This window comes from Halomonas sp. SH5A2 (assembly GCF_014263395.1).
GTDB lineage: Bacteria > Pseudomonadota > Gammaproteobacteria > Pseudomonadales > Halomonadaceae > Vreelandella.
The window spans coordinates 2,580,734-2,606,871 of sequence record NZ_CP058321.1; the positions used below are offsets into that span (position 1 = coordinate 2,580,734).

A 26,138-nucleotide genomic window follows, 5' to 3' on the forward strand; every position below is an offset into this window, starting at 1 on the left:
GGCGGCCTTTAGCGCCGCCAGAGAGGTTGTTACTGCTCAAGTACCGGGCGCTCACCGATGTTCGTCACGCTGCTGGAACCAGCGTCTTCGGGCAATGTAAAGGTAACCTCTTCGCCCTGTAGCCACGCATTGATATCTTCGACGGCCTCAACGTCCAAACGACCGGACTGTTGGCGCAGCGATAGCAGATTGACGACATAGTCGTAACGCGCCTGGGCATAGTCGGAAATCGCGTTGTAAAGGTTTTGCTCGGCATTCAACACGTCGACAATGTTACGGGTACCGACTTCATAGCCTGCGCGCGTGGCATCCAGCGCGCTCTGGTTGGAAACGATGGCCTGCTCGCGGGCATCCACGGTGGAGACATCATTGCTGACCTGGGTATACAGCGAGCGCACCTGCTGAACGGTGTCGCGGCGCTGGGCCTCAAAGTCGAACTGACTGGCTTCCAACTGGTAAGTGCTTTGACGGATGCTGGCCTGGGTGCTGCCGCCCGTGTATAGCGGCCAGTTGGCGCTCAGCCCCACCTGACTTGAAGTATCGTGGCCCTGGTATTGGTCAATATCGTTATCGGCATACTGATAATTCGCAAAGGCCTGCAAGGTTGGCGCACGCTGCGCCTCAGCCACCCCCACAGCGCTGCGGGACACCTCAACACCCGCCTGTTCGGCGAGAACCAAGGGGTTGTTCTCAACGGCGAGATCAACCCAGTGGTCGCGGTCGCTAGGCGTCGGCTGATCAATGGGATAGTCGTCGCTCAGCGCATCAATGTTAGCGTAGCGCTGGCCAGTCAGGCGCTCCAGAGCTTCAAAGCTAACCTGCAAATCACTCTGCGCAGCAATGCGTTCGGCACGAGACTGATCGAAACTCGCCTGCGCTTCCTCTACCTCGGTAATCGCGATCAGGCCAACTTCAAACTGCTCTTCAGCTTGCTCCAACTGGCGGCCAATGGCGCGCTCCTGAGCTAGGCGGGCATCGAGAATGTCGTTGGCGCGTAGAATGTCAAAGTAAGCCGTTGCCACGTCGATCAGCACTTGCTGCTCGGTGGAGGCCAGCAAGTAGATTTGCTGATCGATTTGACGCTCGGCTTGTTCAACTTCACGGCTGTTGCGTAGATCAAAAAGGGCTTGCGAGGCTTCCAGCGTCAAACTGACGCTATTGAATGGATCGTCGCTACCGGTTCCACCCCTCACCTGTGTACCCTGGGCGCCGGTTTGACTTTCATACTGCCGGTTATGCGCCACATCGCCCGACGCATTCACCTGTGGCAGCAAGTCGCCACGGGCAACGTCGCGACCTGCCTGGACGCTCTGGGTTTGGGAACGCGCTGAACTCAACTCGGCGTTATTTTCCAGCGCATCGCGGGTAATCGTAAGCAGGTCGGCCGACCAAGCAGGAACCGACCATACCGATAGCAATAATGCGGGAAGCAGCATACGCTGCGCCGTAAGAGGGCGAGAGGTCTTAAAAGCCAACGTAGAAGGGAGTCGCAGCATAGCGTTTTCCTCATTAATATCAGTCTGAATGCTTACATACATTGTCGCATGTTTTTTTGGCGATACCAGACCTTGGTCAAATATTCGGCTTATATTTCATTTTTCTTTAACGATTGCCTTTTGCAACATGGCGACCATATCGCGAGACCGTACAAACTGGCTTTATTCGACTATCCTGTACGTCATTATGCTGCATAGCAACAAACAACGCTTCGAGGCATGTCATGGATCGCATTGAATATATTAGCGTACGTCAGCTCGAAATCGCCGTTCGTATCTGGCATCCCGATGCCCCCAATACCGTGGTCGCCTGGCATGGGCTGGCCCGTCACGGCGGCGACTTTGAATCCCTTGCCCGGAAGCTCGGCCCCCAATGGCGAGTCATTGCGCCCGACACACCGGGACGCGGACTTTCCAGTTGGTCGCTTTACCCTGCCAATGATTACTTATACAGCCACTATGTGACGATCGCGTTGGCCGTACTCGACCATTTCCACATCGAGAGCGCTAACTGGGTCGGCACGTCGATGGGCGGTTTGCTTGGCATGCTGCTGGCCGCTGATGAAAACACCGCCCAGCGAATTCACTGCTTGGTTCTCAATGATGTAGGCCCCGAGCTGGATAGCCAGGCGCTGGCAGAAATGGCAACCTATTTTAGCGTGCTCAAACGTTTCTCGACGCTCAGCGAGCTACAACAGGCGCTTGAACAGCATTACCAGGGGTTCGGTGCACTCAGCCGCTTTGAGTGGCAGCAGATGACACTAAGCAGTGGCCGTCGACTGCCCGATGGCAGTTGGAGCTTTCATTACGATCCCCGCATAAGCGAGCAGTTTGTAAACGATACGCCCCGCGACACCTGGCGCGACTGGCAGCAAATCCGCTGCCCGTTAATGGTTATTCGGGGTGAACATTCCCCGTTGTTACGTGCCGAGAGTGTAAAACGCATGCAGGTCGACCAGCCGCATATGGAAACGCTTGAGGCGACGGGCTGTGGCCATGCCCCGATGCTCAACAATGACCAGCAAGTGGCTCCCCTCAAGCGCTTTCTGAACTACTACGGTGACATCGCCTCTTCCCAGGCAGCAAACCCAGAGCAGCGGATCAGCCGTTGGTGGCAACGGCTGATCCACCCTCGCGATTAAAAGTGATAGTTAATCAGCGCACCACCCATCACCTGAGTCTCATCGCCCGCATCATCAACGATCGGGCTGTCGGCGGCGTCGCCCGTCAATCGCGTAACGCCGAGCAGCCCCGTCAAAGACCAGTCACGAGTCAGGTAATAGCTTAGGCTGCTGCTCAGTCCATAGCGAAAATAACCATCGTTCGGGCGATAGACGGAAAGTCCTGAACGCGCGCTTTCTGCAGGCGAAATGCCAAACATATCTTGGGTCCAGTCGTCGCTTGAGTAGGTCAACTCAGGGCCAATCGAAAACGCCATCTGCTGAGACAGCATGGTGCGCCAGCTGGCTTTCAGGTCGGCTTCATAGCCGTCTACATCGCCGCCTATAGGAGCCTTGGTAGCGGCTTCCAGCCCCCAGGGCCCGTTTGAATAGCGGACACGTACGCCTGCAGCTGCACCATCATCGACCTTGTCTAAACCGCTTAGCTCGCCGTCGTTATCACGACCCGGCAGGTAGGTGATAAACGGTGAAACCTTCCAGTTTCCCTGGCGAAGCAAATTCCAGCCGATACCATCACGCACGCTGGCGTAAAAGGTATCGCCATACGTAATACTGGCGCTTGGCCAGCCACGCGTTTCATTTTCATCGCTACCCAGATATTCGGGCACGCTAAACACACCGGCGCCAACGCTACCTTCCCACTGCGCCAAAGCGTTACCCGATGCAACCATCAGCAATGTGGATAGCGCGAAATATGGCATAGCAGATAGTCTTGATCTCATGGTTAAAACCCACTGTTGTCATAGAGGTTTGGAAGCAATGCCTTAACCAACCACAGGCCGTCTTCCTTGACGTAAGCAATCAACGACAAAACCGCAGCTGGCATGGCCAACTGCGCTTGAATCTACAACTAGTATGACGCAAAAAAATCACGCCTAACATACATTTATGAATGTAAGCTAGCACTCGCCTTCATTTCCGTCAATTTCCCTTTTGCCACCGGGTCAACGCTACCACCAGGGCAATCAACGCCTGAACGGCAAAACGGCCTTCTTGCAACAATACGGTGCACAGTCTACAGAGGCGCCTCTCAATGGTGCAGCCCTCATCAAACTGCCTTGCGACGTTAAATTCTCGCCACAGTGCTGGCCAATACAAGATTTGACGTTAAAAAATATAAATCAATGACATAAATCGATTTTACGATTTTCTCAGCCCACCAATGAATAAATTGGCATGCCAAATGCAACATCCTGTCAGCGAGCTAAGCGTCTGCGATATCCAGACCTAACCAAAGAGCTAACACAAAGAACTAATTCTGGACGCGCAGGCGCGACGTTAATTAACCGAAATGACACAGGAAAACCTATTCATGTCATATCTAATGCCCAGTGAGTTTGTCACGAAGCTGGTAGACCAGGGTGAAGCTAAAGTCTATATGGGCACCCGGGATACGCTTATTCGCGCCTTCATGGCGGGCGCCACCCTGGCGTTGGCGGTTATTTTTGCCATCACAATCGCCACCCAAACAGGCAATTTCTTGATCGGGGCGCTGCTCTTTCCCGTGGGCTTTGTGATGCTTTATTTGATGGGCTATGACCTGCTCACCGGGGTTTTTACGCTGGTGCCGATCGCCTGGCTCGATAAACGACCTGGGGTCACCCTGCCACGAATGCTCAAGTGCTGGGGGCTGGTAGGGCTCGGTAACCTTGGCGGCGCCCTGTTTATTGCCATTTTTGGCTATATGAACTTCACCATGGGTGGCACTGAGGAAATCAACGCCGTCGGCCAAACCATGATGCAAGTCGGTGAAAGCCGGACCGTGGGGTACCAGGATGCCGGGCTAGCCGGTTGGATTGTGCTCTTCCTCAGGGGCATGTTCTGTAACTGGATGGTCTCCATGGGGGTCGTAGGTGCCGCTATCTCGACAACGGTATCCGGCAAGATCATGGCCATGTGGATGCCGATCATTGTGTTCTTCTATCTTGGCTTCGAGCATTCCGTGGTCAACATGTTCCTGTTCCCGATCGGCCTGATGATGGGCGCTGAATTTACGCTGTATCAGTACATCATGTGGAACGAAATCCCCACGGTGCTGGGTAACCTGGTCGGCGGTCTGACACTGGTCGGTCTGGTTCTGTATACCACCCACGTCCGCACCCAGCCCAAGAAAAACCTGTCTTGATCGAGATTTAATCACCGAAAACAGCTAACAAAAACAGGGCGTCACGCGCCCTTCACCATACTGGAGAACTCTCATGGATAAACTTGAAATGCGCCACACCCTGCTTGCCGCCAAAGCGCGCAAGAAAATGAGCTGGGACGATATTGCCAGCGCCGTGGGGATGTCGCCGGTGTGGATAGCGTCGGCTTGCTATGGCATGAACAGCGCCAGCCCGGATGTGGCCAAAAAGATCTGCAACACGCTGGACGTCGAGAGCGATGTTGCCGATGCTCTGGTGACCTTCCCGACCAAGGTGTGGGATGAAGCCATCCCACAGGACCCCTTCATTTATCGCCTCTATGAAGTTGTCGGCGTGTACGGCGAGACACTCAAGGATGTGGTACAGGAGCAGTTTGGCGACGGCATCATGAGCGCTATCGATTTCACCATGGAGGTCGATAAGGTAGAAGACCCCAAAGGCGACCGCGTTCTGCTTACCCTGAACGGCAAATTCCTGCCTTATAAGTCCTGGTAACGCCTAACCCTGGTAAGCCTCAAGCGCGGTAACGCTGCGTTCAACGCCGCTGCGATAGCTCGCCCCAAAGAGCAGCAGATGGTTCAGCAGCGGATACAGCTGAAATAACGCTTCACGCCTCGGCCAATCGGCCGGGGCGTCGCCGTTCCAGTAGGCCTCAAAAAAGCGCTCATCCAGCGAGCCAAAGAGCGTCAACATGGCAATATCGACTTCCGGGTAGTGACGATATATCGCCGGGTCGATAATGGCGGGGCCGCGCGGCGTGAACAGCACATTGCCCGACCACAGATCGCCGTGCACCAGGCTCGCAGGCCTATCGGGCAGCCAGTCTTCCAACTCGTGCGCCTGGCGGGCAATGCGCTCATAGAGCTTTTTATCGAGCAAACCGCGCTGATAGCAGGCGTCGCTGAGGGGCAATAGCCGCCGCTCGCGCTGAAACGCCCGCCCGTCGTCCAGCGGCGCATTCGGCTGAGGGGTGCGGCCACAGGCATTATCCCAATGCCAGCCATGCTGGTCGCCGACGCTCGCGTGCAGTTCTTTGAGGCCTTCACCCAGCGCCGCATTATCCCGCCGGCCCGATGCTTCAAGCGTTTCCATCACCAGCCAGCCTTCGGAAAGGCCCAGCACCTGCGGGACAATCAATACGGAACACGCACCTTTCAAGGCTCGCAACGCCTCAGCTTCGCCACGCAGTCGTTCAGCGTCATCATGCTTGACGACGACGCTGCCCTGCTGGGTATCAAGCTTGTAGACGGCGGCAATATCACCGCCGCTAAGCGGTGTTAAGCCCCCCTTGGGGGTAATGTCGAGCGTTTCCAGTAACGCGGCCAGGGCTGAGTCCATTACATGCTCCTTTGCGCTGAATGTCAGTCCATTGTGACTGCCCGTTGGGGCGGCGTCGACTCATCCCAGCCGCTGATCAATGAGCGCTTCCAGTTCAAGCTGGTCATCGTGGAAACGACGAATACCTTCCGCCAGCTTGTCGTTGGCCATCGCATCCTGGTTATGCCCCCAGCGGAAATCCGCTTCACTCAAGGCAGGGAACGGCTGACCGTTGCCGGTATGTGCCGCAATCTGAGACGTCACTTCACCTTCTGACGAGGCCAACTCTTCAAGCAACGCCGGGGAGATGGTCAGCCGTGGGCAGCCCGCCAACGCCAGCACCTGGCCGGTGGTGCGGAAGCTGGCGCCCATCACGACGGTGTCGTAGCCGCCCTGGTTGGCACGTTCACAAACCCCACGCACGAACAGGACGCCCGGGTCATTTTCCGGTGTGTAGTCATTGCCTGTGGCGTTCTTGTACCAGTCGGTCACGCGACCCACGAAGGGGGAAATAAGAAACACGCCCGCATCGAAGCAGGCCTGGGCCTGGGCGTCGCTGAACAGAAGCGTCAGGTTGCACTGAATGCCTTCCCGCTCCAGCACCTCCGCGGCCCGAATCCCCTCCCAGGTAGAGGCCAGCTTGATCAGTACGCGGTCGCGGCTCACGCCTCGGGCTTCATAAAGCTCGATCAGCTCGTGAGCCTTGGCGATGCTCGCCTGGGTGTCAAACGACAGGCGGGCCGCCACTTCGGTGGAGACACGCCCCGGTACCACCGCGGCGACTTCACTACCAACGGCAACCGCCAAACGGTCCACCGCGTGGGTGACCTGCTGCTCACGAGCACCACCGGATGCCTTAACCTGGCTCAACTCTTCATCGATCATCGCCTGGTAGCCCGGCAAACTAAACGCTTTGAGCAACAGCGACGGATTGGTAGTCGCGTCTTGCGGCTGGTAGCGACGAATCGCCTCCAGGTCACCGGTATCGGCCACCACCAGTGAGTGTTGTTTTAATTGCTGTAGTTGATCCAACGTACGTTGATTCGCCATAAAAAAATCTCCTTATTGACCGGGTGCCTTAAATTAATGAGTGATGCCGTGGCGTTGCTCGAGCGCACGACAATAACGCGAATAGGCTGTTTGGTAAGCCGCCACTTGTACCGGGTCGGGGTCCGCCTGCGATTCCGCATCCAGGGTTACCAGCCGTTCACACAGCGCTTCCAAGGTAACCCCGTCTTCCCGCTGATCACACCACGCGGCCTGCAGTGCCGCACCCAGCGCCGCAGCGTCGGTGATTACCGGGCAGATCACCTGCGTATTGGTGATGTCCGCTACCATTTGCCGCCATACCGGGCTCTTGGCGCCGCCGCCAATCAGGCGAATCTGGCTGGCCCCCGCGGTTAGATCTCCGAGCAGTTCCAACCCATAGCGCAGCCCAAAGGTCGCCCCTTCCATCACCGCCCGGCACAGGTTGGCCTGGGTGGTATTCAGGCTGGTCAAGCCCAGGAAGTCCGCGGACGCTTCCGGCAACATTGGCACCCGCTCACCATTGAAAAACGGCAATACGGTCACTCCTTCAGCGCCAACCGGGGCACTGGCCACCCGCTCGCCAAACGCGGCCAAGTCTAAACCGAACAGCTCGCGTACCCGGGTAGTGGCCGAGGTCACGTTCATGGTGCAGATCAGCGGCAACCAACCGCCGGTGCTCGAACAGAAATTGGCAACCATGGCGTTATCGCAGACCACGGGGGCCGGTGAGTAAGCACACACCGTTCCTGATGTTCCCAAGCTTAACGTAATCAGCCCCGGGGTTATATTGCCAGTGCCAATCGCGCCAAGCATATTGTCCCCACCGCCGGAGGACACCACGACATCGTCCGCCAAGCCAAGCTCGGCGGCCACGGCGCTTTGCACGAAGCCAGCAGGCTCATGAGCATCAAGCAACCGGGGAAGCACGCGCTGGGCATCCAGCTCAGGGGCTATCTCGGCAAACACATCCAGCCGCCAGCGCCGCCTTTGCGTATCGAAATATCCGGTGCCGGAGGCATCGCCCGCCTCGGTCACGCGGTTGCCGGTAAGCCAGAAGTTCAGGTAATCGTGAGGCAACAACAGGCTTTCGATGCGCTGATAAGCGTCAGGATGATGGTCGCGCAGCCACGCCACCTTGGAGGCGGTATAACCGGTTTGCAGTACCAGGCCGAGCTTTTCCAGGCAGCCCGCTTCGCCGCCAAGGCGCGCCATCAGGTCGCTGTTATGGGTGCTGGTTTCGGTATCGCACCACAATTTGGCGGGATACACCGGCTCACCCTCGCCGTCCAGCGCCACCATGCCATGCTGTTGGCCGGAGACACCGATACCGCGCACTTGGCTGGCGTCGACCTCGGCTCGTTCCAGGGCCTCAAAAAAGGCGCCTTTCAGCGCTGCCAGCCACTCACTGGGGGCCTGCTCACGGCGGCCATTTTCACCTTCGTCCAAATGGTGGGGGCGGCTTGCCTCGCCGCGTATAAGGCCTTGTTCAACATCCACGACCACCACTTTGGTACTTTGCGTTCCGCAATCGACACCGATGTACATTACTGAATTCCTTTGGACGAGACCAGATCCTCAAGCGTAGCGCGTGCGCCGCGTTCGTGCAGCGATGTTAGCGCCGCAAGGTAGGCCGCCAGAAAACGGGGCTGATCTGCCAGGTCGCCAAACACCTCACGGTTTTCAACAAACGCCGTTGGTTGGGTGCGGTTATTGGCGGCAATTTGCATGAGTGACGTTTTCAGACGGTCGACGATCTCGATCGGTTCACCCTGCTCGTCGACCCCTTCAGCATAGCGCGCCCAGCTGGCCACGACCGCCGCGCTGCGTTTGATCTCGCCGCCATCGGCCAACTGCTGACGAATCACCGGCACCAGCCACTTGGGAATGCGGTCAGAGCTTTCCGCACACAGGCGCGCCAGGGTGTCCTTGATTTGAGGATTGGCAAAGCGCTCGATAAGCGTCAGCCGATAGGCTTCCAGGTCGACACCTGGCACCGGCGCCAGCGTGGGCGAGCCCTCTTCACGCATATAGCCGAGCAGGAAGTCGACAAATAGCGTGTCCTGGCAGACCTCATGAGCATAGCGGTAACCCGCCAGATAGCCAAAGTAAGTCAGCGCCTGGTGGCTCGCGTTGAGCAGCCGCAGCTTCATCAGCTCGTAAGGTTCGACGTCATCGACCAACTGCACCCCCACCTTGTCCAGCGCCGGACGTCCCAACGGAAAATGATCCTCCAGCACCCACTGGGTGAAGGGCTCACAGACCACGGGCCAGGCATCTTCAATCTCAAAATGCTGCGAAAGCTCGCTGATATCCGCCTCCGAGGTGACCGGCGTAATGCGGTCCACCATGGCATTGGGAAACGCCACTTGGTCGGCCACCCATTCCCCCAGCGCGTTATCCCGGGCACGGGCGTAAGCGCTGAACATGCGCTTCGCCACATCGCCGTTGCCTTGTATGTTATCGCAGGACATCACCGTAAACGGTGCAATGCCGCGCTCCCGGCGGCGTACCAGCGCTTCCACTACCAGACCAAAGCTGGACGAGGGCTGGGTAGGATTCGCCAGATCATCGCGTACCTGTGGGTTGTCCAGATCGAACTCGCCGGTCACCGGGTGGAAGTTGTAACCCCCTTCGGTGACCGTCAACGACACGATGCGAATCTGTGGATCAGCCATCTGTTCGATCACCGCTTCAGTCGCCTCCGGTGCAAAGAGGTAATCCACCATGCTGCCGATCACCCGTGGCTCGTAACGGCCATCAGGATGCTTGACCACCAGGGTGTAGAGGTAGTCCTGCGCCACCAACGCCTGTTGCATACGTTTATCACCCGGCATCACACCCACCCCGACAATGCCCCAGTCCAGCGCTTCGCCCCGGTTCATCAGGCCATCCAGATACATCGCCTGGTGGGCGCGGTGAAAGCCGCCCACACCAATATGGACAATGCCTGGGGTAATCGTGCTGCGATCGTAGTCAGGCGTGGCAATGGGGGAGCCTAGTTTGCCCACATTGTGGTTATTGAGTTGGGTCATTGTCGCTCTCCAGTTTAATCATTGGATATGACGTGCTAACGCCAGTACTGATCGGGTGAAAGACTGCCTGTTTTCACCAGATGGGCATTGAGCATGTCTTTTTGGTGTGTGCGCTCCATGGCGCCTGCGTGGTCCTGGCCCATGGCTAACCAGCGGGTCACCAGGCGCTGCGCCAACACGTCATCGTCGACCTCAAGCATCAACGTCCAGTCGAACAAAGGTCGCAGGTCGCGCCATATGGGGCGGTCGAGCAACAAATAGTTGCCTTCAACAATCACGATGCGCTGCTCAAGGCTAATTAGCCGCCCACCGGCGCGGGCCAGATCCAGCGGACGGTCAAACACGGGAACGGCAACCGGTTGGTCGGCACGCCGAAGGCGCTCCAGATCAACGCGCAGACCGCCCACATCGAAGGTGTGCGGCGCGCCCTTGAGCGGCAGCTGCGCTTCGCCGAGCACGGCGTTATCGAAGTGGTAGCCATCCATCGGCACCACGCCGGCCTGACCCGGCAACTGCTTGTTGATCGCCTCACAAAGCTGCTCGCTACGGTAGGACTTTCCGGCACCAGGCGGACCCGCCAGGGCGACGATATAACGGGGAAGGCCGTTTGCCGCCTGGATGATCTGACGGCTGATGTGATCAAGTTCCGGGGTCATGGCAAGTCAGCTCATCCAGTTGCCGCCGTCGACGTTGAGCGTCTGGGCGACCACATAGTCACTGTCCTGGCTGGCCAGGAAGACCGCTGCACCGGTATGGTCTTCCGGCAGCCCCATGCGGCCAAATGGCACGGCCTCGCCGACCAGGCGTTTTTTCTCGCCCAATGGACGGTTTTCATAGCGGGCGAACAGCGCATCCACGGTTTCCCACATCGGTGTATCCACTACGCCGGGAGCAATACCGTTGACGTTGATGCCGTGCTTGATCAAGTCCAGCCCACAGGACTGGGTCAGGCTGATCACAGCGGCTTTGCTGGCGCAGTAAACACTCACCAGTGCTTCGCCACGCCGCCCCGCCTGGGAGGCCATATTGATGATCTTGCCGCCCTGCCCCTGGTCGACCATTGCGTTGGCCACCGCCTGAAGGGTGAAGAACATGCCTTTGGTATTGACGGCAAATTGCTTATCGAAACTGGCCTCGGTGACCTCGAGTACCGGCGCCATGTCAAATATCGCGGCATTATTGACCAAAATATCGATACGCCCCATGCGCTCGCGAACCTCTGCCACCATGGCGTCGATGGACGCTGTATCGCAGACATCCAGCTCAATACCCAGCACCCGTTCCTCGCCCACTTCCTGGCGCAGCCGATTGACGGCGCCGTCAATCGCCGCCGTATCGATATCGGCGACCACCACACTGGCCCCTTCGCTGAGGTAGCGCTCGGCGATCGCCAGTCCGATGCCTTTCGCCCCACCCGTCACTACAGCCACGTTATTAGTTAGCTTCATGTCGACCTCCCTTGCTGATAAGCCCCTGCCACTCGCTGACCAGGTCATTTAACCCCTGCATGTGCGGCAAGATGCGCCAGGCACCCGCCTGACGAAGCCGCTCGGACTGCCCGTCATCCACATGGCTGGCCCCCACAAAGCCAATCACCCACATGCCTGCCGCGGTGGCCGCCGTGACGCCGGCCACACTATCCTCCACCACCAGGCAAGCACTGGGCGCTTCTCCCAGGGTCGCAGCCGCCAGTTGATAAAGCGCGGGGTCTGGCTTGGGCTGGTCGACCTGTTCCGCAGTAAAAATCGGCACATCGCCGAGGGCGTCGTCTAGCCCGGTACCCGCAAGCGATGCCAGAACACGAGAGCGACGGCTGTTGGAAACCACCGCCTTGGGTAGCGTCACCGCTCGCACAGCCGCCTCAACCCCGTCGATCGCGGCAAGTTCGCGGGCCAACCTCGCCTCGATGGCAGTATCAACCCGCTCCGCCGCATTCGCGGGTAACGGATAGATGCTTAACTGCTCGGCGTGACGCAGAATGTTGGCAGTGGTCATGCCTAACGCCTGTCCAAGCGATTGTTCAATATCGATGTCCGGCAACCAGCGGCCAAGGTGTTCGGCCAGCGTGCCTTCGGCCAGGGCTTCGCTATCGACGAGAACGCCGTCACAGTCGAAAATAAGCGCCGTCATAGCGACGCCTCGGGAGCAGCATTGTCCCCGTTGGCGCGATTGTCCCCGCGGGTGAGCCCCGCCAGCGGGTGCTGCTGTAAACTCGGCAAGGCCTGACCGTCGGCATCGAACAGGTGAGCCCGCTCGGGGGCAAAACCAAAGTGCACCGTATCGTTAACCCGGTAGGCCACATCGCCGTCGGCCATGATGGTGACGAGCTGATCGGCCATCTGCACATAGAGCGAGGTTTGGCCGCCAAGGCGCTCCAGCACCTGTATTTTCCCGACCAAGGGCCCTTGCTCTTCAAGTACCAGGTGTTCGGGCCGAATACCCAGCTCCAGCGTCGCGTTGTCCCCCAGATACTGGCCGTCTACCGGCACATGGCGCTCGCCGCCGCCTGGCATCCGAATACCCACCCCGTCGGGCTTGACGCCAACCAGCGTCACGTCGAAAAAATTCATCTTAGGCGAGCCTATAAACCCGGCGACAAAACGGTTTTGGGGATGATGATAAAGCGCCATCGGCGAGCCGACCTGCTCGACCACCCCATCTCGCAGCACGACGATTTTATCCGCCATGGTCATGGCTTCGATCTGGTCGTGGGTGACATAGATCATGGTGGCGTCGAGCTCATCGTGCAGACGCGCCAGCTCGATACGCATCTGCACACGCAGCGCCGCATCCAGGTTGGAGAGCGGTTCATCGAACAGGAAAATACTCGGGTTGCGGACAATCGCGCGGCCAATGGCGACGCGTTGTCGCTGACCACCGGACAGCGCCTTGGGTTTGCGATCCAGCAGCGGTTCGAGCTGCAGAATCTTGGCCGCCTCCAGCACCTTGGCCCGGCGTTCCTCTTTGGAAACACCGGCCAACCGCATGCTGAAGCCCATATTGCCTTCCACCGTCATATGCGGGTAAAGCGCATAGCTTTGGAAGACCATGGCGAGGCCGCGATCGGCGGGACCCACGTCGTTCATCCGCTGGCCGTCAATCAGGATATCGCCGCCTGTGGCGCTTTCCAGCCCGGCGATCATGCGCATCAGGGTGGATTTGCCGCAGCCTGAAGGGCCAACGAAGACCACAAATTCACGATCTTCAACGTCAAGATCAATGCCTTTAATGACCTCAGTGTCGCCAAACTGCTTGGTAATATTATTGAGTTGTAGGGTTGCCATAGGAAAACTCCTTTACTTGACGGCACCAAAGGTCAGGCCGCGCACCATTTGCTTCTGGGTCATCCAGCCGAGGATTAGAATGGGCGCAATCGCCATCGTGGAGGCCGCCGACAGCTTGGCCCAAAACAGCCCTTCGGGGCTTGAAAACGAGGCGATGTAAGCGGTTAACGGCGCCGCTTTGGACGACGTGAGATTGAGACTCCAGAACGCTTCATTCCAGCTCAAAATAACCGACAACAACCCCGTCGACGCGATGCCCGGCAGGGTTAGCGGCAAAAGCAGAAAGAACACCTCCTGGAATGTCGTGGCGCCGTCCATGCGGCCAGCTTCGAGAATGTCTTTGGGCATGTCTTTGAAGAAGGTATAGAGCATCCACACCACGATCGGCAGGTTCATCAGCGTATAGATGATGATCAGACCGGTGCGGGTATCCAGTAGCCCAACATCGCGGAAAATCAGATAAATCGGCACCAGCACACCGACAGGTGGCAGCATCTTGGTGGATAGCATCCAAAGCAAAGTGCCTTTAGTCCGCTTGGTCGGCAAAAACGCCATCGAATATGCCGAAGGAATTGCAATCAGCAATGCCAGAAGCGTCGAGCCAAAGGCCACCGCAACGCTGTTAAGCGCGAAGCGTGCATAGCCCGAACGCTCCTGGACCGCTTGATAGCTCTCCAGGGTAGGCGAAAAAATAAACGACGGATCGGCAATCGCAGCCGTCTCGGTTTTAAAGCCAGTCAGAACCATCCACAGAATAGGGAAGAAAATCACCAAGGCCACCGACCAGCCAAAGACCGTCAGCAGCAGTTTTTTGCTGTTAGTGGAACGTAAGCTTGTCATCACAACACTCCCAGGACACTTACGTGCCGGTTACTCTTCCAGGTTTTTGGCGACCATGCGGACCAGGAAGATGGCGACGATATTGGCGAGAATGATTGCGATCACCCCACCGGCGGAGGCAGTGCCGACATCGAAATCCAGTAGCGCACGGATATAGATCAGATAGGCCAGGTTCGTGGTGGCAAGCCCTGGCCCGCCGGAGGTGGTGACAAAAATTTCCGCAAAAATGGTAAGCAGAAAAATCATCTCGATCATGATCACGACGCTGATGGCACGTTTGAGGTGCGGCAGCGTGATGAAGAAGAAAATGGCGACCGGCCCCGCGCCATCCATGCGGGCGGCTTCGACCTGATCTTCATCCAGCGACTGCATCGCCGTCAGCAGGATCAACAGCGCGAACGGTGTCCACTGCCAGGCCACGATAATCACGATCGAGGTCAGCGGTAGCGATGAAAACCAATCCAGCGCGGTTAGGCCAAACGACTCGGCCAGCCAGGCCAGCACTCCGTTGGACGGGTGCATCATCATGTTTTTCCACACCAGTGCACTGACGGTGGGCATCACAAAAAACGGGGAAATGGCCAGCACACGGGCAATGCCCCGTCCGGCAAACTCCTGCTGAAACAGCACCGCGAGCAGCGTGCCGCCGACCACGGTAATCACCAGCACCCATCCCACCAGCAGCAGGGTGTTGCCCATGGCCGCCCATAGCGCTGGGTCCGTAAACAGGTACTGATAGTTCTCGAATCCGGCAAAGCCGGTCATTTCCGGCATTAACAGGTTATAGCGCTGCAGCGAAAACCAGATTGTCATGCCCAAGGGCACAACCATCCACAGCAGCAATAGCGTGACAGCGGGTGCTTGAAGCGATAGCGTTCTCAGCCCGCCGACGGTGCGGCCGGAAGCACGTTTCTTATTCATGGAAGTACCTACCAGAATGCACTAGGGAAAACGCCCGAGCACAAGGCTCGGGCGTTGACCGCATTAGTCTAAGTAACCCGCCCGTTGCATGGCGCGTTCAGTGGAACGCTGAGCATCGTCTAGCGCCTCTTCTACTGAGCTATCACCGGTTAGCGCGGCAGCGACATTCTGACCAACCCGAGTACCAATCGACTGGAACTCCGGAATGCCGACGAACTGCACGCCAATGTAGGGATTGGGTTCGAGCGTCGAGTCGGTGGGGTCAGCATCTTGAATCGCCTTCAGCACGAAGTCGGCAAACGGAGCCGCGTCGATGTAGCGTTCGTCTGCGTAGGTGGATTCACGCGTGCCGGGAGGTACGCTGGTCCAGCCTTCGGTTTCACCGACAAGCTCGACGTACTCTTGCGAGGTCGCCCAGGTAATAAATTCACGCGCGGCATCCTGGTTTTCAGAAGACGCCGGGATGGCTAGCGCCCAGGACCACAACCAATGCGAGCCTTTCGGCGTTTCGGCAACCGGGGCAGGTGCGAAACCCAAGCTGTCGGCCACGTCGGACTCATCGCCGTCGTAGAGTTTGCCAGCCGCGGAGGTGGCATCGACCCACATGCCGCAGTTACCCCGCGAGAACAGCGCCAGGTTTTCATTAAAGCCGTTGGAGCTTGCCCCCGGTGGGCCGTAATCGTTGAGCAGGTCAACATAGAATTGAACTGCCTCAACCCAGGCGTCGGAATTCAGCTCAGGGTTCCAGTCCTCGTCAAACCAACGCCCGCCAAAGGTGTTGACCAACGTGGAAACAAAGGCCATGTTTTCGCCCCAGCCTGGTTTGCCACGCAGGCAGATACCGGCCAAGCCATCTTCCATACCGTCGAGTTTACCGGCCCATTCGCGCACCTCTTCCCAGGTGGGCTGATCGGTCATCTCAATGCCCGCTTCTTCGAACAGGTCCTTGCGGTAGTACATCATCGAGCTTTCGGCATAAAACGGTAGCGCGTGGAGCGTGTCCTCGTGACTAAGGCCATCGCGGACTGAAGTCAGCAAATCGTCTTCATTATAATCGTCGGGCAGGTTATCCAGCGGTGACAGCCAGCCACGCTCAGCCCAGATCGGCACTTCATAGGTGCCAATGGTCATCACATCGAACTGGCCACCACCGGTGGCGATATCGGTCGTCATGCGCTGGCGCAGCACATTTTCCTCTAACACCACCCAGTCCAGGGTAATGTCGGGATGCGCCTCCTCAAAGACATCAGTGAGGCTTTGCATGATGACCATGTCATTATTGTTGACCGTCGCGACGGTCAGTTCGGTTTCTGCTTGGGCCTGACCAGCGAAGGCGATGGCCGCCGCTAGACTGGTAAGGGGTAGGTGACGTGCGAGTCGCATAAGGCACTCCTGTGGGCTTGTATTGGCATTGTTATCGCCGGATGCTTCTTTCGATTTGATCTTATTGATCAGCTATCGAACAAATGATCGTACGAAAGCCAAAAAAAAGCAAAGCCCCGGCACTTAGACTTTACGCTAATTAATCAGAAAAACAGCATGTTGCGCTGCCGAACACCAGCCCTAATGCGCGCCTAGTTCTTCCGTATTGACGATGTGCCGAGCAGCAATCTCATCGGTAATCAAGCCCTTCAGCCAGCCACCCTTTAATGCCGCATGAATGGCGGGGGCTTTATCACGCCCGCCCGCCATGGCCACCATCATATGTTTGCCAAAGCGCTCAAGGGGCAGGCTCGTGACCCGGCGGGTAATCGAGCAGTCGATCACGTCACCCTGGCGATTGAGCGGCCAGCCCAGTAGTTCGCCCACAGCCTCTAAGCCAAGCAGCTCATCGAGTTCATCTTCACTGATGAAATGATCCTGGAACAATGTCGCCTGACGATCGATGCGGCCTACGCCAATAAAGGCCGCCTCGGACTCTCTGGCCACATCGGCAATCGCCTTGAACAGGCGCTGCGACAGCATGGCCTGTTTCTCGTCGAGTGACTCGGCCACTACCGGAGCAGGCAGCAAGAAGCGTTCGCCGCCGGTTTTATCCGCCAGCACCATCACCGCGTCGTAGCGGTTCGCCGAGCCATCCCGGGCAACGTTGCCCACTAGTGAAACGAAACGGTGCTGAGGGCGCTCAACGCGGCTCAGCGCTTCTACCGCCGCGCGCACCGAGCGGCCTGTGCCCAATGACAACGTCAGCGGTTCGCTACGCTCAACGAACCGGGAAAGCCGCTCCGCGCCAGCCACGGCCAGGTAATAGGCAGCACTTTCAGGGGCATGGCTGTCGGCGGGCACCACATCGCAGTAAGCCAACCCAAAGCGCTCGCGCAGCGCACTGCCCAGTGCCATGCAGGTGGAAATCGGATGGTCGATATGCACCTTTACCAGGCCTTCCTGCCGAGCCAGGGCCAACAGACGTTGCACCCCCGGCCTTGAGACGCCCAATTGGGTGGCAATGTCATCCTGCGTCATACCGCCGACGTAGGACATCCAGGCGGCCCTGGCCGCCTGATCTATTTTGACCTCGAATTTATCCATTCACCGACTCGCAACCCAGATGAGTAAACCGTCATCATACAAAGTGAACGGGGCGACCAGAAGTCATCTATTCGCTAATATGATGTTGCGCAACCCTACACCATGCTGGAATCAGGAGGCGTTAACCTATGTATAAGCTGGCATTTTTTGTCCCCGCTGAAGAAGCGGAAAGCGTTAAGGAAGCCGTATTTGAAACCGGCGCAGGGCGTATTGGCGACTACGAAGCCTGCTGTTTCCAGACCCGTGGCACGGTCCAGTTCCGTCCGCTTGACGGGGCAGACCCGCATATTGGCAAGGTAGGCGAGCTTGAGTTTGTGGACGAGCTGAAGGTTGAACTGGTATGCGACGACGACCACATTCAGGCGGCCATCGCTGCATTGAGGCTGGCGCATCCCTATGAAGAAGTCGCCTATGATGTCTGGGCACTGGCCGACTTATAAACCTCAGGCACTACCGGCGTAGCGCTCACGATCTTCGGGGTTGATGGCACTGATATGCAGTGGATATTCGTGACGCACCCGGTCGGCATAGAAGTGGCGGAGCGTTTGCTCGATGGTCGGGAACGCGAGCTCATCCCAGGGGATTTCGTGTTCCTCGAATAGCGCCACTTCGAGGCTTTCCGGCCCGGCGTTGAAGCCACCCGTGAGTTCCGCCCGAAAAATCATATAAACTTGGTTGATATGCGGTAAATCAATCAACGTGTAGAGATTGGCCAGGGCGACCTCAGCGCAGGCTTCTTCGCGGGTTTCGCGAGTCGCGGCCTGTTCGGTGGTTTCGGCGTTTTCCATATAGCCGGCCGGCAGAGTCCAGTACCCTCTCCGCGGGGAAATGGCGCGCTTGCAGAGCAGTATCTTGGTGCCGCTGACCGGTAACGTCCCCGCTACAATGCGGGGGTTTTGGTAATGGATGGTGCCGCAGGCATCGCATAGATAGCGCGGGCGGTCATCGCCTTCAGGAACGGCAAAACGGACGGTATTGCCACACTGGCTGCAAAAATTCATCGCGATTTCTCTACGGCTGCTGGGAAAAGATAACAACGCTTATGGATGCTACATGTTAGAGACACTTCGCAATCGGCTGCAACAACTCTCCCCTCAACGGCTAGACCACGCTGGCTTGCCCGAGGCGGCTGTTTTGTTGCCTATTGTCGAGCGCCCGGCCCCGACCTTGCTGTTTACCCGGCGCGCCCGCCACCTCAGCACCCACAGTGGCCAGGTGGCCTTCCCAGGCGGTATGCGCGAGCCGTACGACCACGACCTCTACGCCACGGCGCTGCGTGAGGCCCAGGAAGAGGTTGCCCTTGACCCTGGGCACGTCACGGCACTGGGCCGCTTATCCGACGTGATCTCTCTGCATGGCATTCGGGTAACGCCCTGGGTGGGCATTATTCCGCCCGACCTGCCGCTGGTGGCCGACCCAGGTGAGTTGGACGCTATCTTTGAGGTGCCGTTAAGCCACTTTCTGGACGACCGGCGTACGCATACCGATGTCATTACGGTCGATGGCGTCGCCCACTACGTGCCCAGCTACCAGGTCGACGGCCATGTCATTTGGGGCCTGTCCGCCATGATGCTGGTGGAATTACTGGCCGAAGGCTTTGACATGCCGATAGACCTTTACCAGCGTCCTGTCGGCGCATTGCGTCATTACCCGGAACGTAAAAGCGCATCCACGCCGACTTCGCCTTCAAGAAAGCTGAGACCTAACGAATGACCTCTAGCATGCATTTATCGCCACCAGCTCTGTCATCAGCTACCCAGACAGAGCTGGTGGATGCCCTGGTTGAACAAGGCTGGTATGTCGGACAAGGCGTTATTGACCTGGATCTGTGCCATGCCCTTCATCAAGAGCTGCATCATATGGCCGCGCATAATGCACTGGATGAAGCAGGTATCGGCCGAGGAAAGCAGCATCACCTGCGCAAAGACGTTCGTGGCGATGCGATCCATTGGCTCGACCGCGAAAGCGAGGCTCAGCGGCGCTACTTAATGGCGATGGAGGATTTACAGCAGGTGCTCAACCAGGCGCTGTTCCTGGGGCTGTTCGAGTACGAAGCCCATTTTGCCCACTATCCGCCCGGCGCATTTTACCAGCGCCATCTGGACAGTTTTCGTGGGCGCGCCAACCGCGTGATCTCAACGGTTGGCTACCTGAACCCTGCCTGGCCCGCCAATGGCGGCGGCGAAATGGTGCTGTATAACCCGGACGCCCCCGACCAGGAGGTCGCCCGCGTGGTACCGGAAGCAGGGACCTTTGCGTGCTTCATGTCGGACACCATTCCCCACGAAGTGCTCCCCACCCAACAGCCACGGGCCAGTATCGCCGGCTGGTTCCGGCGCAATGCGTCGCTGGGTGGCGTTTTGGACCCAGCGCGCTAAACCATAAACCCCGCATAAAGTCAAAAACGCCCTGGCAAATGCCAAGGCGTTAATATCTGAGACAGTCTTCATTGGCTAAGCGATGAGCTTAGCCAAGGCACTGTCTATCCAGACTGAGTCAGTAAAGACTCAGTCAGTAAAGGCTCAGTGCTTAAGCTTGGCCGTCATGCTGATCTCGGCGTTGAGCACCTTGGAGACCGGGCAATTGGCCTTGGCCGTTTCTGCCGCTTCTTTAAAGGTCGCATCGTCGGCACCGTCCACCTGAGCTTCAACGTCCAGATGAATTTTCGAAATATCGAACCCGGCGTCGCTCTGGGAGAGCGTCACATTGGCGCTGGTCTCGATAGAGGTGGCGGTTAGGTCTTTTTCACCCAGCACCATCGACAGGGCCATGGAGAAACAACTGGCGTGGGCGGCGCCGATCAGTTCTTCAGGGTTGGTACCTTTCTCGTCTTCAAAGCGTTTTTTGAATGAATAGCTGGCGTCGAGTACGCCGCTTTCAGTGGCAACGTGGCCACGGCCGTCTTTCAGTCCACCTTCCCAACGTGCGCTTGCTTTACGATCCATGGATAGCTCCTTTCGCGTCAAATGTCAGGTTATTGATGGAGCTGCCGATAACGACAGCTACCTCACCAGCGTAGCTGATTTTTGTCGCCCTGCCGACAGCCCTGGTTCCATTGCCGGTAAGACGGTCGTAAGCTGGTAGCTCAATGCCAACCTTTTTGAGCAAGGGATTCGCCATGTCGTCGGCAGATGCGCTGAAATTAGTGCTGCTTTCCTCTCTGTGGGGATTATCGTTTATTTTTATGCGCGTCGCGGTGCCCGAGTTTGGTCCGATTCCGCTTATATTGGTGCGTATGGTGATAGGCGCATTGCTGTTACTGCCGTTTCTGCTCAGCGTCCACTATCTGCGCCTGATATGGCAGCACAAGGGGCCGCTACTGCTACTCGGCATTATCAATCACGTCCTGCCTTTCTCGCTGCTGGCCTTGGCCACTACGCGCCTGGAAGCGGGGTTCACTTCGCTGATCAATGCCACCACGCCGATTTTTACCGCCCTTATCGGGGCATTATTTTTCGCCACGCCGATCATCCGCCAGCAATACCTGGGATTGGCACTCGCACTGGCAGGCGTTTACGTGCTGTCAGCCAACCGGCTCGACTTCGCGGTCGGCGGCGACGGCTGGTTTATCCTGGCGGTACTGGGAGCGACATTCTGCTATGGCATTGCCGGTAACTATTCGAAAACCCGTTTGAGCCATCTGCCCAGCCGTGTGTTGGCGGCTGGCAGCTGTGCAATGTCGGCCACCGTGCTGTTGATACCCGGTATTCTGCTGTGGCCTGGCGAGCCTATTTCTCCACTGGCATGGGGTAACGCGCTGGCACTGGCGGTCCTCAGTACCACGCTGGCTTTTTTGCTTTACTTCGGTTTGCTCGCCAGCGCCGGTGCCACCGCGACGTCCACTGTCACCTTTCTGGTGCCGGTCAGCGCGTTGCTTTGGGGCTACCTGCTGCTGGGCGAGACGCTCAGCCTGCAAATTATCGCGGGGATGCTGATCACGCTACTCGGCACCGCGATTGCCACACGCCTGCTGCGTATCAGGCGTCGCGCTCGCTTGCCTCAAGCACCGCCCCCACCCGGATAATCGCACCCTCGCCGCTGGTCAAGGTGGCATTCTGACCGAAGTGGGCGCCTTTTAAGGCGGGCTGAGTATTCAGCGCCAACAGCGTTTTCAGCGGCTCGGCCGGTTCAGGAATCACCGCCGTCTGCTGGTCAATGGTGGTAATTTTGCAACGCTGGCATGGTTTACGCAGCGTAAACTGAAATATCCCTGTGACATCACTCAACGTGGCCCAGCGGTCTTCCGCCCAAGGGGTGTCGCACTCGATTACCACATTGGGACGAAAGCGACTCATCGGTACCGGTGCGTGGCCACCCGCGGTCAAGGCGTCGTTCAAGGCGTCAAGCGAGCCGGTAGTGGTCAACAAAAAAGGGTAGCCGTCGGAAAAATAGGTATGCGCCGCGCCACCATCGAGAAAATCATCTTCAACGGCACGGGTAAACTCGGTGGCAAAGCGAACCAGACTCATCCCTTGGGCCTTCTCGCCGAGCGCGGCCTCGAGCCAGTGTGTTACCTCTGGGCCTTCCGGAAGCGCTTTGCAGTGGTCATCCCAGACGCTAACCAGGCGTAAATTGCCTTCAGGCTCTGCAAGCGGCACACTCAGCGGCTCGACGTCGGGATGCGACAGCACCAAGTGTTCGTCGGTCAGCGCAACGCCAATCGTCGCCAGGGCCGGCAACTGACGCTGGGTCACAAACCGTTGCCGGGCGTCGACCAACATCCAGCGGCGATCCCAGGCCAACCCATGCGTATGTAGCTGGCTTTGCTCCAGGGTAATTCCCTGCAGTGATTTAACCGGGTAAACGTTAAGCTGGACAATCTTCATGGTGGCAAGCCTCAAAGCAAAAAAAACCACTTTAGCCAGTTGTCTGCCGCTTCGCCAGGCGTGAGAGACTCACAGAGTATTGCCGGCTTCAATGGCGTACCCCAGGTCAACTACCTCGTGTTTCACCGGCGCTCCTTCGATACGCGCTAACAGCGCCTCAGCCGCCGCTTTACCGATGGCTTGGCGGGGAGTAATCACACTGGCGAGTCTCGGGGTCATCGCCTGGCCAACGTCGTGGCCGTGAAAACCGGCAATCGCTATTTGTTCGGGCACCTTGATGCCACGCCGTTGGCATTCAAAAAAGGCCCCTACCGCAACGTCATCGTTGGTACAGAAGATCCCATCGGCGGTGGGGTAATCAGCCATGATCTGCTCCATCAGTGCCGCCCCCACGGTATAGGACGAGCGCTGAGTACTGTACAGCGTGACCGGCTCCAAGCCATGGGCCTGCATGGCATCACGATAGCCCTGCTCACGTTGACGGGTACGCTCGTCAAGCCGCACCGCCAGGTAAATAATTTGCCGCCGACCGCGCCGTATCATTTCGCTGACCATATCGAAAGCCGCGTTGACGTTGTCGTAGCCCACCGCCTGCTGAAGTGGCGTACGGTGGGTATCCATGATTTCAACAATCGGTATTCCGGCGGTTTCCAGCATCCGTAGGCTTCGATCGGTATGATCCCGGTCAGAGAGAATCACACCGTCGACATTGTACGAAAGCAACGACGCCAGACTGCGCTCTTCAAGCTCGGGGCTATAGCCATAGTGAGACAGCATCAGATGGTAGCCGGCGGGCTCCGTCAGGGTTTCAATGCCGACGATAACGTCGGCAAACACCTGGTTAGTGAGTGACGGCACTAGCACGCCTATCGAATGACTGGTCGCCCGGGAGAGCAAGTCGGGCGCACGATTGGGGATATAGCCGACCTCTTCCGCCGTCGAAAAGATGCGCTCGCGCAAGCCTTCCGACACCGTTTTGGGGTCGCGTAGGCATCGGCTCACCGTCATCTTGGTGGCACCAACGCGATCCGCGATATCTTGCAAGGTGGGACGTTTTTTCTTCAAGTCGGCTCAGGTATCAATGGGTTGAAGACGCATGTCGGCCATTGGGCGCGTCCATGCACTGACGCAGTACATCTGCTGGCGGTTGATCAATCGGTACTGGAACCGCTTCATCGGACCGAGGCGGTTCCAGTTGGGCGAACTGGCTATGCAGCATATCATCGCCCTTGAAGTAATGATCTTCTCTTCCCGCCAAACGCTGCCTGATCGTCGCGAAATCACCTTCCAGGTAGATAAACAAGACATTCGGCTCAGCTTGGCGTATGCGTTCCCGGTAACGCCCATGACGACCACCTTATGATACTTGGGCACGTTATGCATTTTTAGCATGTACACTCATAAGAAAGAATTAAGCAATAACCCATTTTTATCAGCAACTTACTGATTTTATAGGCTAGCTGCCTACAGGCAGGCGTCAAAGCGGAACAGACAAATTGCGACCAAGGTATAGGGCGCTAGCCACCCAGTGGCCGATCACGCTACATTAGGGACAAGTATTTCATGAGGGAGCCATCATGGCCGACGCCCCGACCTGCAGTGAACTGGAGCTTGATAACCAGCTTTGTTTCGCGCTCTATTCCACATCCTTGATGATGACCAAGGTCTATAAACCGCTACTCAAAGAGTTAGGGCTCACTTACCCTCAATATCTTGCAATGCTGGTGTTGTGGCAGGAAGACGGCATTACCGTCAGTACGTTGAGCAAGCGCTTACTCACTGACCCCGGCTCGGTCACTCCCCTGCTTAAACGTCTCGAAGCCGACCAGCTGTTGATCAGAAAGCGTAGCCACCAGGATGAGCGGGTGGTAGAGCTGTTTCTGACCCAGCGTGGCCGGTCGATGCGCGAACAGGCGCGTCATATCCCTAGCTGCGTCGTCAATGCCAGCGACCAGTCCATCGAGGCACTGACCCAACTCAAAGAAGACCTGGTCAAACTCCGCGATAAATTACAAAACACCCAATAACCCTCTCCTTGCCAGCCCGAATACATAACGCCTCATTATTTATCTTGCGCGCAAACTAAAGCTGCACTAACTTAATAGCAGTGCCCGTTGACCATCGCTTGGGGTAACACAACGATGCAACGCATTTACCAATCCATCAGGGAGTATTGATAATGTCGATTGAAACGATTGCCTACCGTGCCCACGCAACTGCTACTGGCGGCCGCGAGGGCCATGCCAAATCGTCCGACGGCGCCTTGAGCGTCAAGCTCAGCACACCTAAAGAACTGGGCGGCCCCGGCGGAGACGGCACCAACCCCGAACAGCTGTTTGCGGCGGGTTATTCGGCCTGCTTCTTAGGTGCCCTAAAGCATGTTGCCAGCCAAGAAAAAGTTAAGTTGCCAGACGATACCCAAATTGACGGCCATGTCGGCATTGGGGCTATTCCGACCGGTTTTGGTATTGAAGTGGAGCTAAAAATCAGCCTGCCAGGGCTTGAAAAAGAGACCGCCCAACAACTGGTTGATAAAGCCCATGTTGTCTGTCCCTACTCCAACGCGACACGCGGTAATATCGACGTCACACTCACACTGGTATAAGGTCGATAGTCAGCGAACCATCAGCCACCGCGTCAAATGACGCGGTGGCTTCCTTTAACAGGAGGGCACGATGAGCGAAGACACCTACACCCCACCGCGCGTATGGCAATGGGAACCCGGCAACGGCGGCAAATTTGCCAACATTAACCGCCCTGTTGCGGGCGCAACGCATGACAAACCGCTGCCGGTTGGTAAACACCCTCTACAGCTTTATTCACTGGCCACCCCCAACGGGGTGAAAGTCACCGTGATGCTCGAAGAGCTGCTGGAAAAAGGCATTGAGGGGGCTGAATACGATGCCCACCTGATCCAGATTGGTGAAGGCGATCAATTTAGCAGCGGTTTTGTCGAGGTGAACCCCAACTCGAAAATTCCCGCGCTAATGGATCACAGCTCGAATCCGCCTCAGCGTGTGTTTGAATCCGGTGCCATCCTGCTTTACCTGGCCGAGAAATTTAACGCCTTCTTGCCCGCTGACCCGGCTAAACGCACCGAGTGTTTGTCCTGGTTATTCTGGCAAATGGGCAGCGCGCCGCTACTCGGTGGCGGTTTCGGCCATTTTTACGCGTACGCACCGGAAAGCTACCAGTACCCGATCGATCGCTACACCATGGAAGTAAAGCGCCAGCTTGATGTGCTCGACCGCCACCTGGCGGAAAACCGCTTCATGGCGGGGGATGAGTACACGATAGCCGATATGGCGATTCACCCCTGGTATGGCGCGTTGGTTAAAAACCGGGTCTACGAGGCGGCCGAATTCCTGGAAGCGCACACCTACAAGAACGTGCTGCGCTGGACGGAAGAAATTGATGAGCGCCCCGCCGTTAAACGCGGTCGTATGGTCAACCGCACCTGGGGTGAGCCCCACGAGCAGTTACATGAGCGCCACGACGCCAGTGACTTTGAACTGCGTACCCAGGACAAGCAATAATAG

General features: G+C 57.5%; 29 protein-coding genes. 11 read left to right on the forward strand and 18 right to left on the reverse strand.

Annotated elements, in window-relative coordinates:
* Window positions 1–29: 29 nt before the first annotated feature.
* The gene (locus HXW73_RS12085; RefSeq protein ID WP_240538623.1) at window positions 30–1,436 is read right to left on the reverse strand and encodes a TolC family outer membrane protein; all 1,407 of its coding nucleotides are present in this window, start codon (window positions 1,434–1,436) and stop codon (window positions 30–32) included.
* Window positions 1,437–1,720: 284 nt separating this feature from the next.
* Between HXW73_RS12085 and HXW73_RS12090 the strand changes: the two genes are divergently transcribed.
* Window positions 1,721–2,638, forward strand: coding sequence for an alpha/beta fold hydrolase (locus HXW73_RS12090; protein WP_186253332.1), 918 nt, complete (start codon window positions 1,721–1,723; stop codon window positions 2,636–2,638).
* Here HXW73_RS12090 and HXW73_RS12095 read toward each other — a convergent pair.
* A complete protein-coding gene (locus tag HXW73_RS12095) occupies window positions 2,635–3,378 on the reverse strand; it encodes a MipA/OmpV family protein (RefSeq protein ID WP_222105001.1) in 744 nt (247 codons plus the stop codon). The two genes, HXW73_RS12090 and HXW73_RS12095, sit on opposite strands and share 4 nt — an antisense overlap.
* Before the next feature lie 611 nt (window positions 3,379–3,989).
* Here HXW73_RS12095 and HXW73_RS12100 point away from each other — a divergent pair.
* A complete protein-coding gene (locus HXW73_RS12100) occupies window positions 3,990–4,802 on the forward strand; it encodes a formate/nitrite transporter family protein (RefSeq protein WP_186253334.1) in 813 nt (270 codons plus the stop codon).
* Between the two features lie 73 nt (window positions 4,803–4,875).
* On the forward strand, window positions 4,876–5,316 hold the full coding sequence (gene cynS / locus HXW73_RS12105; protein WP_186253335.1) for a cyanase: 441 nt from the start codon (window positions 4,876–4,878) through the stop codon (window positions 5,314–5,316).
* A gap of 3 nt (window positions 5,317–5,319) precedes the next feature.
* Here cynS and HXW73_RS12110 read toward each other — a convergent pair whose 3' ends face one another.
* From HXW73_RS12110 to HXW73_RS12165, 12 genes are all read right to left on the reverse strand, one after another.
* Window positions 5,320–6,159, reverse strand: a complete 840-nt coding sequence (locus HXW73_RS12110; RefSeq protein WP_186253336.1) for a fructosamine kinase family protein — start codon at window positions 6,157–6,159, stop codon at window positions 5,320–5,322.
* 60 nt (window positions 6,160–6,219) lie between these two features.
* Window positions 6,220–7,188 (reverse strand): transaldolase, encoded by a 969-nt coding sequence (tal, locus tag HXW73_RS12115; protein WP_186253337.1) that lies wholly within the window; start codon window positions 7,186–7,188, stop codon window positions 6,220–6,222.
* 33 nt (window positions 7,189–7,221) lie between these two features.
* Entirely contained in the window at window positions 7,222–8,712 is a 1,491-nt protein-coding gene (xylB, locus tag HXW73_RS12120; protein WP_186253338.1) for a xylulokinase, read from the reverse strand.
* A complete protein-coding gene (locus tag HXW73_RS12125; protein WP_186253339.1) occupies window positions 8,712–10,199 on the reverse strand; it encodes a mannitol dehydrogenase family protein in 1,488 nt (495 codons plus the stop codon). Before HXW73_RS12125 ends, xylB begins: the two co-directional genes overlap by 1 nt.
* Window positions 10,200–10,234: 35 nt before the next feature.
* On the reverse strand, window positions 10,235–10,855 hold the full coding sequence (locus HXW73_RS12130) for a nucleoside/nucleotide kinase family protein (protein WP_186253340.1): 621 nt from the start codon (window positions 10,853–10,855) through the stop codon (window positions 10,235–10,237).
* 6 nt (window positions 10,856–10,861) lie between these two features.
* Entirely contained in the window at window positions 10,862–11,647 is a 786-nt protein-coding gene (locus HXW73_RS12135; RefSeq protein ID WP_186253341.1) for an L-iditol 2-dehydrogenase, read from the reverse strand.
* Window positions 11,634–12,329, reverse strand: coding sequence for an HAD family hydrolase (locus HXW73_RS12140; RefSeq protein WP_186253342.1), 696 nt, complete (start codon window positions 12,327–12,329; stop codon window positions 11,634–11,636). The genes HXW73_RS12135 and HXW73_RS12140 overlap by 14 nt, the downstream gene beginning before the upstream one ends.
* Window positions 12,326–13,483: an ABC transporter ATP-binding protein gene (locus HXW73_RS12145; RefSeq protein WP_186253343.1), complete on the reverse strand. Its 1,158-nt coding sequence runs from the start codon at window positions 13,481–13,483 to the stop codon at window positions 12,326–12,328. The genes HXW73_RS12140 and HXW73_RS12145 overlap by 4 nt, the downstream gene beginning before the upstream one ends.
* A 12-nt stretch (window positions 13,484–13,495) precedes the next feature.
* Entirely contained in the window at window positions 13,496–14,323 is an 828-nt protein-coding gene (locus tag HXW73_RS12150; protein ID WP_186253344.1) for a carbohydrate ABC transporter permease, read from the reverse strand.
* A gap of 30 nt (window positions 14,324–14,353) precedes the next feature.
* Entirely contained in the window at window positions 14,354–15,244 is an 891-nt protein-coding gene (locus tag HXW73_RS12155; protein WP_186253345.1) for a carbohydrate ABC transporter permease, read from the reverse strand.
* A gap of 63 nt (window positions 15,245–15,307) precedes the next feature.
* Window positions 15,308–16,627 carry an ABC transporter substrate-binding protein gene (locus tag HXW73_RS12160; protein ID WP_186253346.1) on the reverse strand — a complete coding sequence of 440 codons (1,320 nt, stop codon included), beginning with the start codon at window positions 16,625–16,627 and terminating at the stop codon, window positions 15,308–15,310.
* A gap of 180 nt (window positions 16,628–16,807) precedes the next feature.
* On the reverse strand, window positions 16,808–17,773 hold the full coding sequence (locus HXW73_RS12165) for a sugar-binding transcriptional regulator (protein ID WP_186253347.1): 966 nt from the start codon (window positions 17,771–17,773) through the stop codon (window positions 16,808–16,810).
* A 128-nt stretch (window positions 17,774–17,901) separates the two neighbouring features.
* Here HXW73_RS12165 and HXW73_RS12170 point away from each other — a divergent pair, with 128 nt between their 5' ends.
* Window positions 17,902–18,213, forward strand: a complete 312-nt coding sequence (locus HXW73_RS12170; protein ID WP_186253348.1) for an NGG1p interacting factor NIF3 — start codon at window positions 17,902–17,904, stop codon at window positions 18,211–18,213.
* Window positions 18,214–18,216: 3 nt separating this feature from the next.
* Here the strand turns inward: HXW73_RS12170 and HXW73_RS12175 are convergent, their stop codons facing one another.
* Complete coding sequence (locus HXW73_RS12175; RefSeq protein WP_186253349.1) at window positions 18,217–18,774, reverse strand: NUDIX hydrolase; 558 nt, start codon at window positions 18,772–18,774, stop codon at window positions 18,217–18,219.
* A gap of 52 nt (window positions 18,775–18,826) precedes the next feature.
* Here HXW73_RS12175 and HXW73_RS12180 point away from each other — a divergent pair, with 52 nt between their 5' ends.
* Complete coding sequence (locus HXW73_RS12180; RefSeq protein ID WP_186253350.1) at window positions 18,827–19,486, forward strand: CoA pyrophosphatase; 660 nt, start codon at window positions 18,827–18,829, stop codon at window positions 19,484–19,486.
* 8 nt (window positions 19,487–19,494) lie between these two features.
* Window positions 19,495–20,151 carry a 2OG-Fe(II) oxygenase gene (locus tag HXW73_RS12185; protein ID WP_446718984.1) on the forward strand — a complete coding sequence of 219 codons (657 nt, stop codon included), beginning with the start codon at window positions 19,495–19,497 and terminating at the stop codon, window positions 20,149–20,151.
* Between the two features lie 144 nt (window positions 20,152–20,295).
* On the opposite strand, the gene HXW73_RS12190 is transcribed toward HXW73_RS12185, so the two are convergent.
* Window positions 20,296–20,718 (reverse strand): OsmC family protein, encoded by a 423-nt coding sequence (locus tag HXW73_RS12190; protein WP_066318692.1) that lies wholly within the window; start codon window positions 20,716–20,718, stop codon window positions 20,296–20,298.
* A gap of 173 nt (window positions 20,719–20,891) precedes the next feature.
* Here HXW73_RS12190 and HXW73_RS12195 point away from each other — a divergent pair, with 173 nt between their 5' ends.
* Window positions 20,892–21,797 (forward strand): DMT family transporter, encoded by a 906-nt coding sequence (locus HXW73_RS12195; protein WP_186253352.1) that lies wholly within the window; start codon window positions 20,892–20,894, stop codon window positions 21,795–21,797.
* Here HXW73_RS12195 and HXW73_RS12200 read toward each other — a convergent pair.
* Together HXW73_RS12200 and gntR are read right to left on the reverse strand one after the other, a co-directional pair.
* Window positions 21,751–22,599: an MOSC domain-containing protein gene (locus HXW73_RS12200; RefSeq protein ID WP_186253353.1), complete on the reverse strand. Its 849-nt coding sequence runs from the start codon at window positions 22,597–22,599 to the stop codon at window positions 21,751–21,753. The two genes, HXW73_RS12195 and HXW73_RS12200, sit on opposite strands and share 47 nt — an antisense overlap.
* Window positions 22,600–22,668: 69 nt before the next feature.
* The gene (gene gntR, locus HXW73_RS12205) at window positions 22,669–23,664 is read right to left on the reverse strand and encodes a gluconate operon transcriptional repressor GntR (RefSeq protein ID WP_186253354.1); all 996 of its coding nucleotides are present in this window, start codon (window positions 23,662–23,664) and stop codon (window positions 22,669–22,671) included.
* 31 nt (window positions 23,665–23,695) lie between these two features.
* On the opposite strand from gntR, the gene HXW73_RS12210 reads away from it, so the two are divergent.
* The 4 genes from HXW73_RS12210 (at window position 23,696) to yghU (ending at window position 26,135) form a co-directional block, all read left to right on the forward strand.
* Complete coding sequence (locus tag HXW73_RS12210) at window positions 23,696–23,962, forward strand: hypothetical protein (RefSeq protein WP_186253355.1); 267 nt, start codon at window positions 23,696–23,698, stop codon at window positions 23,960–23,962.
* Between the two features lie 214 nt (window positions 23,963–24,176).
* Entirely contained in the window at window positions 24,177–24,626 is a 450-nt protein-coding gene (locus HXW73_RS12215) for a MarR family winged helix-turn-helix transcriptional regulator (RefSeq protein ID WP_186253356.1), read from the forward strand.
* Window positions 24,627–24,778: 152 nt separating this feature from the next.
* The gene (locus HXW73_RS12220; RefSeq protein WP_186253357.1) at window positions 24,779–25,204 is read left to right on the forward strand and encodes an organic hydroperoxide resistance protein; all 426 of its coding nucleotides are present in this window, start codon (window positions 24,779–24,781) and stop codon (window positions 25,202–25,204) included.
* A 70-nt stretch (window positions 25,205–25,274) separates the two neighbouring features.
* A complete protein-coding gene (yghU, locus tag HXW73_RS12225; RefSeq protein WP_186253358.1) occupies window positions 25,275–26,135 on the forward strand; it encodes a glutathione-dependent disulfide-bond oxidoreductase in 861 nt (286 codons plus the stop codon).
* Window positions 26,136–26,138: the final 3 nt, after the last annotated feature.